Annotated in this window: 7 protein-coding genes; 4 read left to right on the top strand and 3 right to left on the bottom strand. The window is 54.2% G+C overall.

The annotated features are described in order from the left end of the window. Nucleotides 1–61 precede the first annotated feature (61 nt). Together rplM and zapE are read right to left on the bottom strand one after the other, a co-directional pair. Entirely contained in the window at nt 62–490 is a 429-nt protein-coding gene (gene rplM / locus ACRDD5_RS05480) for a 50S ribosomal protein L13 (protein WP_024551131.1), read from the bottom strand. A gap of 289 nt (nt 491–779) precedes the next feature. Then, nucleotides 780–1,907, bottom strand: coding sequence for a cell division protein ZapE (zapE, locus tag ACRDD5_RS05475; RefSeq protein WP_271284334.1), 1,128 nt, complete (start codon nt 1,905–1,907; stop codon nt 780–782). Between the two features lie 190 nt (nt 1,908–2,097). Here zapE and zapG point away from each other — a divergent pair, with 190 nt between their 5' ends. From zapG to degS, 3 genes are all read left to right on the top strand, one after another. Continuing rightward, nucleotides 2,098–2,496 (top strand): Z-ring associated protein ZapG, encoded by a 399-nt coding sequence (gene zapG, locus ACRDD5_RS05470; RefSeq protein WP_271284333.1) that lies wholly within the window; start codon nt 2,098–2,100, stop codon nt 2,494–2,496. 169 nt (nt 2,497–2,665) lie between these two features. Then, nucleotides 2,666–4,030: a serine endoprotease DegQ gene (gene degQ, locus ACRDD5_RS05465; protein WP_271284332.1), complete on the top strand. Its 1,365-nt coding sequence runs from the start codon at nt 2,666–2,668 to the stop codon at nt 4,028–4,030. 88 nt (nt 4,031–4,118) lie between these two features. Beyond that, nucleotides 4,119–5,186, top strand: a complete 1,068-nt coding sequence (gene degS / locus ACRDD5_RS05460; protein WP_271284331.1) for an outer membrane-stress sensor serine endopeptidase DegS — start codon at nt 4,119–4,121, stop codon at nt 5,184–5,186. A gap of 65 nt (nt 5,187–5,251) precedes the next feature. On the opposite strand, the gene mdh is transcribed toward degS, so the two are convergent. Continuing rightward, the gene (gene mdh / locus ACRDD5_RS05455) at nt 5,252–6,190 is read right to left on the bottom strand and encodes a malate dehydrogenase (protein WP_271268352.1); all 939 of its coding nucleotides are present in this window, start codon (nt 6,188–6,190) and stop codon (nt 5,252–5,254) included. 404 nt (nt 6,191–6,594) lie between these two features. Between mdh and argR the strand changes: the two genes are divergently transcribed. Next, nucleotides 6,595–7,065: a transcriptional regulator ArgR gene (gene argR, locus ACRDD5_RS05450; protein WP_271284330.1), complete on the top strand. Its 471-nt coding sequence runs from the start codon at nt 6,595–6,597 to the stop codon at nt 7,063–7,065. The last annotated feature ends 217 nt before the right edge of the window (nt 7,066–7,282 follow it).

The following is a 7,282-nucleotide window of genomic DNA, read 5'->3' as shown; positions in this document are numbered from 1 at the left end:
CGGAGCTTTTGCGGCGACCAGTGCCGTAGTATTGATTTTCAGCCATTGCCTATAATCCCGATTAGATGTCAAGAACTTGCGGTTGCTGTGCCGCGTGGTTGTGCTCGTTACCTGCGTAAACTTTCAGTTTACGGTACATAGCACGACCCAGCGGGCCTTTTGGCAGCATGCCTTTAACCGCGATTTCAATCACACGCTCAGGACGGCGGGCAATCATCTCTTCAAAGGTCGCTTGTTTAATACCGCCGATGTGGCCGGTGTGGTGATAGTACACTTTGTCAGTACGCTTGTTACCGGTTACAGCAACTTTGTCAGCGTTCAGAACGATGATGTAATCACCGGTATCTACGTGCGGAGTGTATTCCGCTTTGTGCTTACCGCGCAGGCGACGAGCCAGTTCGGTAGCCAGACGGCCCAGAGTTTTACCGGTCGCGTCAACAACATACCAGTCGCGTTTTACGGTTTCTGGTTTAGCTGTAAAAGTTTTCATTAAAAGCTTACCCAAGTAAATAAGTTACACGTTGGTGAACACCCAAACGTTTTAGTAGTTGAGGTTCACACGACATTGTCCAGCAAACCTACCCCTTCGAATAGCCTATGCCGGCGCAGAGAAAGTTTTGGGAAAAAACCTTCTTGTAACGTGGGGTCGCAAGATTATAGAGAAGTCGTGGGTAAAGGTCGACCCCTAATTGTGATTTGAGCCGGGTTTTTCCGAGGGGGTGATTGTGCGGTCTGATGCCCTCACCCCCAGCCCCTCTCCCACAGGCAGAGGGTGGCATTTAAGGCATATGTTCGCGCTTAAGATACTCTTCGCTTTGCATCTCCTGCAGGCGCGAGAGGCAGCGCTGGAACTCAAACTTCAGCCGCTCCCCCTGATAAACGTCATATAAAGGCACGGCCGCGCTCACCACCAGCTTCACGTGGCGCTCGTAAAACTCATCCACCAGCGCGATAAAGCGGCGGGCTTCGCTCTCCATCAACGACGTCAGCACCGGCACCTCGAACAGCATCACCGTGTGGAACAGGCGCGAGAGCGCAATATAATCATGCTGGCTGCGGGCATCGACGCACAGGGTCGCAAACGACACCGCCAGGGTTTGATTGACCTCGCCCAGGGTTTGTAGCGGGCGATGGTTCACTTCGAGCAGCGTAGCGTTTTCACGTTTGCTGCCGGCCAGCGCCAGCCACAGCTTATCCATCTGCTGTTGTGTGTTGTCATTTAAGGGCGACAGCCACAGGTGGGCCTGAGTGAGGGTTCGCAGGCGGTAATCAACGCCCGCATCAACGTTCATTATCTCGCAGTGGGCTTTGATGGCATCGATAGCGGGCAGGAAACGCGCGCGCTGTAAGCCGTTGCGGTACAGCTCATCCGGCGGGATGTTAGAGGTGGCAACCAGCGTGATGCCGCGCGCAAAAAGCGCTTTCATCAGTCCACCGAGCAGCATTGCATCGGTAATGTCTGAGACAAAAAACTCATCAAAACACAGGACATCGGTTTCGGCTTTAAAGCGTTCGGCAACAATATCCAGCGGATCGCTGTGGCCCTGCAATGCCGTCAGCTCCTCATGCACCCGCAGCATAAAACGGTGAAAGTGCAGACGCTGCTTACGCGTACCCGGCAGGCTCTGATAAAACAGATCCATCAGCCAGGTTTTGCCCCGCCCGACCCCGCCCCACATATATAAACCGCGCGCTGGCGTGGCGGTTTGCGGCTCTTTTTTCCCCAGCAATCGGCCAAACGCCGCTTTTAATCCACCAGCAGACGCAACCTCTGCGGTTGGCCGGGTGACCAGCGCCTGGTAGATACTGTCCAGACGCGCGACCGCTTCACGCTGCACATCGTCTGGCTGATGGGAACCCTCATTAAGGGCCTGCTGGTAACGCGATGTGGGGGAGAGACTTTGCATAATCTTATTGTTATTCCTTCAATTAATACCCGTCATACTGCGCAGTTGACGAAAAAAAGGCCGTTCTACAGTACGCGATGATACGGTGGGATTCCACTTCTACGGGAATAGCGGTTATAGTGGCATAATCAGGCACAGGCATGGAGCCGAGCCAACACCCTACGGAACCACAAGATAACGGGAGAAGTTCATGACCTGGGAATATGCGCTAATCGGTTTAGTCGTCGGCATCGCTATTGGTGCTGTGGCCATGCGTTTTGGTAATCGCAAATTGCGTCAGCAACAGGCCTTACAGTACGAACTGGAAAAGAACAAAGCCGATCTGGAAGAGTATCGTGAAGAGCTGGTAAGCCACTTTGCCCGCAGCGCCGAACTGCTGGACAACATGGCCGATGATTACCGTCAGCTGTACCAGCACATGGCGAAAAGCTCCAGCAGCCTGCTGCCAGAGATGAGCGCGGAAGCCAACCCATTCCGTAACCGCCTGGCTGAATCCGAAGCCGGTAACGACCAGGCGCCGGTACAGATGCCACGTGATTACTCCGACGGCGCGTCCGGCCTGCTGCGCAATGGCGTGAAACGCGGTTAACCTCACATCACAAATATATTTTACGGGCGCAGCCGTTGCGCCCGTCCTTTCTTCCCTACCCCAGCTATTATTTAGTCAAACACCTCATTGTTCGGCATTTTAAAATTCAATAATATCAGACTGTTTTGGGGCCGTTATTCCTTCATCCAGGTTGCGAGAGCCAGCATAAATGAACAAAAAAAATCAGCTGTTGAGCGCGTTAGCATTGAGCATTGGATTATCCCTGTCGGCCACGTATCCGGTGGCTGCCGCTATCCCTTCGCAGGTACCGGGTCAGGCTGCGCTGCCTAGCCTGGCGCCGATGCTGGAAAAAGTCTTGCCCGCCGTCGTGAGCGTGAAGGTCGAAGGTACCGCCGTGCAAAGCCAGCGCGTCCCGGAAGAGTTAAAAAAGTATTTTGGCGATGACACCCCGGATCAGGCACAGCCCTTTGAAGGGCTGGGATCGGGCGTAGTTATTGATGCGGCTAAAGGCTATGTACTGACCAACAACCACGTTATCAGCCAGGCGGATAAAATCAGCGTGCAGATGAACGACGGTCGCGAGTTCGAAGCCAGGCTGATTGGCGGCGACGATCAGAGCGATATTGCCCTGCTGCAGCTACAGAACCCCACCGGCCTGACGCAAATTGCGATTGCCGACTCCGATAAACTGCGCGTGGGTGATTTCGCCGTCGCAGTCGGTAACCCGTTCGGTCTGGGCCAGACGGCCACCTCCGGCATTATCTCGGCCCTGGGCCGCAGCGGGTTAAACCTTGAAGGGCTGGAGAACTTTATCCAGACCGACGCCTCTATTAACCGCGGCAACTCCGGCGGCGCACTGCTGAATCTGAACGGCGAACTGATCGGCATCAACACCGCTATTCTCGCCCCCGGCGGCGGCAGCGTCGGGATTGGCTTCGCCATTCCGAGCAACATGGCCCGCACGCTGGCACAGCAGCTGATTCAGTTTGGTGAAGTGAAGCGCGGCCTGCTGGGCATTAAAGGTATGGAGATGAGCGCGGATATCGCGAAGGCGTTTAATCTGAATGTACAGCGCGGCGCCTTTGTCAGCGAAGTCTTACCGAATTCCGGCTCGGCAAAAGCGGGCGTGAAGTCCGGAGATGTGATTGTCAGCCTGAATGATAAGCCGCTCAACAGCTTTGCCGAATTGCGCTCACGTATCGCCACCACCGAGCCCGGCGCCGTGGTTAAACTCGGTTTGCTGCGCGACGGTAAACCGCTTGATGTGCAGGTCACGCTGGATAAAAGTACCTCTTCCTCCGCCAGTGCCGAGATGATTGCACCCGCACTGCAGGGCGCAACGCTGAGTGACGGGCAGCTAAAGGACGGCACGAAAGGCATCACCCTCAACAGCGTAGAGAAAAGCAGCCCGGCGGCGCAGGCAGGGCTTCATCAGGATGATGTGATTATCGGGGTGAACCGCACGCGCGTGCAGTCCATCGCCGAAATGCGCAAAGTGCTGGAGAGCAAACCGTCGATCATCGCCCTGCAGATCGTGCGCGGCAATGACACCCTTTATATTCTGCTGCGTTAAGCATTGATGTATCCGGACATCGCCGCGTGTGATGTCCGGATAAGTCATGCTATGCTGCTTGCGATCTTCCCTTAACGACGCCCGTATCATGGTTTTAAAGCTCATTCGTTCGGTCGCCATCGGCCTGGTTGTCGGTGGCCTGTTACTGGTCGCCATGCCCTCTTTACGTCAGTTTAATCAACTGGCGGCACCGCAATTTGACAGCGCGGATGAAACACCTGCCAGTTACAATCAGGCGGTGCGCCGCGCCGCGCCTGCGGTTGTTAACGTCTATAACCGCGGGATGAACAGCACCAGCCATAATCAGCTGGAGATCCGCACCCTGGGATCCGGGGTGATCATGGATGAGCGCGGCTACATCATTACCAATAAACACGTGATCAACGATGCCGATCAAATCATCGTTGCTCTGCAGGATGGGCGCGTCTTTGAAGCCCTGCTGGTGGGTTCAGATACGCTGACCGACCTCGCGGTGCTGAAAATTACGGCCACCGGCGGTTTGCCGGTGATCCCAATTAACCGTAAACGCTCGCCCCATATCGGTGACGTGGTGCTGGCGATCGGGAACCCGTATAACCTCGGGCAGACCATCACTCAGGGGATTATCAGCGCCACCGGGCGTATTGGCCTGAACCCTTCCGGACGGCAGAACTTCCTGCAGACCGATGCCTCAATCAACCACGGGAACTCCGGCGGGGCGCTGGTGAACTCGCTGGGCGAGCTGATGGGGATCAACACCCTCTCCTTTGATAAGAGCAACGACGGAGAAACCCCCGAAGGGATCGGCTTTGCGATCCCGTTCCAGCTGGCGAACAAGATTATGGATAAGCTGATCCGCGACGGACGGGTGATCCGCGGCTATATCGGCATTGGCGGGCGTGAGATTGCGCCGATGCATGTTCAGGGCGGCGGCATCGATCAGATACAGGGCATTGTGGTCAACGAAGTAACGACCGGCGGCCCGGCAGCGGAAGCGGGTATGTTGGTCAACGATGTCATCGTCTCGGTTAACGGTAAGCCGGCGCTGTCAGCACTGGAAACCATGGACCAGGTGGCGGAAATTAGACCAGGTTCAATCATCCCGGTAGAAGTGATGCGCGATGATAAGAAGCTGACGCTGCAGGTGACCATTCAAGAGTACCCGGCAACAAACTAAACCCACAGGCAATAAAAAACCGGAATTTCTCCGGTTTTTTATTATCCTGATGGGATGCGAGTCGGTTATTTGTTCACGAACTCTTCGCCCAGAACGATATCGTTCTTCAGCGTGTCCAGCATACCCACCATCGCCTGCTGCTCAAACGCGCTCAGGGTGCCGATAGACTGACGCTCTTCGATGCCGTTTTTGCCCAGCAGCAGTGGCTGAGAGAAGAAGCGCGCATGCTCGCCGTCACCTTCAACGTAAGCACATTCCACAACGCCTTTCTCGCCCTGCAGGGCGCGCACCAGAGACAGACCGAAACGGGCTGCTGCCTGGCCCATAGACAGGGTTGCAGAACCGCCACCCGCCTTCGCTTCCACCACTTCGGTGCCAGCGTTCTGGATACGTTTGGTCAGGTCAGCCACTTCCTGCTCGGTGAAGCTCACGCCTGGGATCTGGGACAACAGTGGCAGAATGGTCACGCCAGAGTGGCCGCCGATAACCGGGACGTCCAGTTCGGTAGGCTGTTTGCCTTTCAGTTCCGCGACAAAGGTGTTGGAGCGGATAATGTCCAGCGTGGTCACGCCAAACAGTTTGTTCTTGTCGTACACGCCCGCTTTTTTCAGCACTTCTGCTGCAATCGCCACGGTGGTGTTAACCGGGTTAGTGATGATACCGATACAGGCTTTTGGACAGGTGGTCGCCACCTGTTGGATCAGGTTCTTCACGATACCGGCGTTCACGTTGAACAGGTCGGAGCGATCCATACCCGGTTTACGCGCCACGCCTGCGGAGATCAGCACCACATCTGCGCCTTCGAGCGCTGGACGCGCATCTTCACCGCAGAAGCCTTTAATTTTAACGGCCGTCGGGATGTGGCTCAGGTCAACCGCCACACCAGGGGTTACCGGAGCAATATCGTACAGGGAGAGTTCTGAGCCTGCAGGCAGCTGAGTTTTCAGTAGTAGGGCAAGCGCCTGGCCGATACCGCCAGCAGCGCCGAGGACTGCGACTTTCATCCTAAACTCCTTATTATGGTGAGCTAACTTTCTGTTACTCCGTCGCGGCGACCTTAATTCAGCAGATCTATAATTACAATCTTCGTCATTCCAGAATTTGGGGTCACGCGCTTTTTGCATCTGCCAGAAGGCTATCAGGCGTTATGCGCTAACTAAGCAACGAATTCAGAGGGAGCTACAATACACCCACGCCAGCCACCAAAACAACATCATTTTGATAACATTTAATTTACTTTTAAGGTTATTTGCGAGGCGTGACGCAGGCATGTTCCTTGATAACGAATTTTGATAAAATCACTCCCTTTCATAACATTATTTCAGCCTAAGATTGGGCAGATAGTTTGCATAAAAATTCATCCATGTGCATAATAATGTTGTTTCTACCGCTATATTTCGGGTGATTTATGCGAATCTCTTCTAAACAAGAAGAATTGGTCAAAGCGTTTAAAGCGCTGCTTAAAGAAGAAAAATTCAGCTCTCAGGGTGAGATCGTGCTGGCCCTGCAAGAAGAGGGCTTCGAAAACATTAACCAGTCAAAAGTCTCCCGCATGTTAACCAAATTCGGCGCGGTGCGTACCCGCAACGCCAAAATGGAGATGGTCTACTGCCTGCCTGCTGAGCTGGGCGTACCGACAACCTCAAGCCCGCTGAAGAATCTGGTGCTGGATATCGATTACAACGCCGCCGTCGTGGTGATCCATACCAGCCCTGGTGCAGCTCAGCTGATAGCCCGTCTGCTTGATTCATTAGGTAAAGCAGAAGGCATTCTGGGAACCATTGCGGGTGACGACACCATCTTTACGACACCGGCTAACGGCTTCTCGGTGAAAGATCTCTACGAAGCCATTCTGGTATTGTTCGAACAGGAACTCTGATCCCGCTCCCCTGCTGCACACTGTCGCGGGGGATCTTCTGCTCCTACCTCGTTTCACACTACATTCCGTTATCTTTCCTTTAACAAATAGTGCGTTTTATCGCCCCAACACATTCACGCAGTGAATGTCAGAACCATGAACCGCACGAATAATCAAATTCATCTATATTCCTGAATTTAAAGATAATAGTGGCCATTCAAGGCTGAGTTCCTCTCTT

The sequence above is a fragment of the Silvania sp. genome, assembly GCF_051656365.1.
GTDB classification, from domain to species: domain Bacteria; phylum Pseudomonadota; class Gammaproteobacteria; order Enterobacterales; family Enterobacteriaceae; genus Enterobacter; species Enterobacter hatchlandensis.
This window is presented reverse-complemented; position numbering and strand designations above follow the sequence as displayed.

Bases quoted from the DNA above. Each gene is read 5' to 3' on its own strand.
- zapG (WP_271284333.1), top strand. From the start codon at position 2,098: ATGACCTGGGAATATGCGCTAATCGGTTTAGTCGTCGGCATCGCTATT.
- degQ (WP_271284332.1), top strand. From the start codon at position 2,666: ATGAACAAAAAAAATCAGCTGTTGAGCGCGTTAGCATTGAGCATTGGA.
- zapE (WP_271284334.1), bottom strand. From the start codon at position 1,907: ATGCAAAGTCTCTCCCCCACATCGCGTTACCAGCAGGCCCTTAATGAG.
- argR (WP_271284330.1), top strand. From the start codon at position 6,595: ATGCGAATCTCTTCTAAACAAGAAGAATTGGTCAAAGCGTTTAAAGCG.
- mdh (WP_271268352.1), bottom strand. From the start codon at position 6,190: ATGAAAGTCGCAGTCCTCGGCGCTGCTGGCGGTATCGGCCAGGCGCTT.
- degS (WP_271284331.1), top strand. From the start codon at position 4,119: ATGGTTTTAAAGCTCATTCGTTCGGTCGCCATCGGCCTGGTTGTCGGT.
- rplM (WP_024551131.1), bottom strand. From the start codon at position 490: ATGAAAACTTTTACAGCTAAACCAGAAACCGTAAAACGCGACTGGTAT.